General features: G+C 73.2%; 1 protein-coding gene. It reads left to right on the top strand.

Features of this window, described 5'->3' with window-relative positions; all coding sequences use genetic code 11:
* Window positions 1-258: 258 nt before the first annotated feature.
* On the top strand, window positions 259-1,015 hold a 757-nt coding region (locus tag Mterra_RS21470; protein WP_420836711.1), incomplete at its 3' end, for a WD40 repeat domain-containing protein.

Below are 1,015 nucleotides of genomic sequence, written 5' to 3'. Positions count from 1 at the left end.
GCTGGGGGGGATACCCCCTCCCCGCACGCGGGGAGGGAAGGGGAGGGGATCTCCACGGGCCTTTCGCTGAGGGCTGACGGGTTATCAGGGACGGCGCCGGTCGCGCAGGGGATCCGGTCGCGCCACCGGCATCGCGGCGGGGGGTGAATTGGACTACACTTAAGGGGTTCGGCATTTCGCGGGGTATGGGCTGGGAGACCGGGTCGGAGGTCCGGGATGCGTGGGGCAGGGGTATTGGGCTTTTTATTCGTCGTAGCCGTGTTGGCCTGGGGGTTGCCCTCGTCGCGGGCGCAGAACGCTGCCCTGAACCTGGGGGTGTTCAAGGCGGGGTCGTGGGGGGCGCACCTGCGCCCGGTGCTGGCGCTGGCGGTCAGCGCCGACGGGCTCATCGCCACGGGGTCGGTGGACGAGACCGGCAAGCTGTGGGCGGGGGTCTCGGGCAAGCTGCAGAAGACCATCGGGGCGCACGCCGACTCGGTGACGGCGGTGGCCTTCAGCCCCGACGGGGGCCTGCTCTTCACCGGATCCGACGACCAGAGCGTGCGGGTGCTCGAGACCGGGAGCGCCTCCGAGCAGCAGGTGCTGCGGACCCAGGGGCGGGTGCGCTCGCTGGCGGCCAGCGGCGGCCTGCTGGCGGTGGGCACCGACAACGGGCGCATCCAGGTGTTCCAGCTCCGGCAGGGCGGGGCCGAGGCCGTCGCGCAGCTCCAGGGCCACAGCGGCGAGGTGCGCGGCCTGGCCTTCCGGCCGGGGAGCGGCGTGCTGCTGTCGGGCTCGAGGGACGGAACGGTGCGGCTGTGGGACGCGGCCAAGGGGACTTCCCTGGCTTCAAAGAGCGAGGGGGTCCCGGTCTCCGGGGTGGCCTTCGACCCGGCCGGGCAGCGGCTGGCCTACGGGCTGGAGAACGGGCTGGTCTACCTCCACCCGGCCAACGCCTTCAGCCAGAACAGCGCCGTGCGGGCTTCGGGCGGGGTGCAGGCCCTCGCCTTCGCGCCGGGCGGGGCCTACGTGGGGG

The sequence above is a fragment of the Calidithermus terrae genome (assembly GCF_003574345.1).
GTDB lineage: Bacteria > Deinococcota > Deinococci > Deinococcales > Thermaceae > Calidithermus > Calidithermus chliarophilus.
Note: the sequence above shows the minus strand (reverse complement) of the source record. Positions and strands in the feature narration are given on the sequence as shown.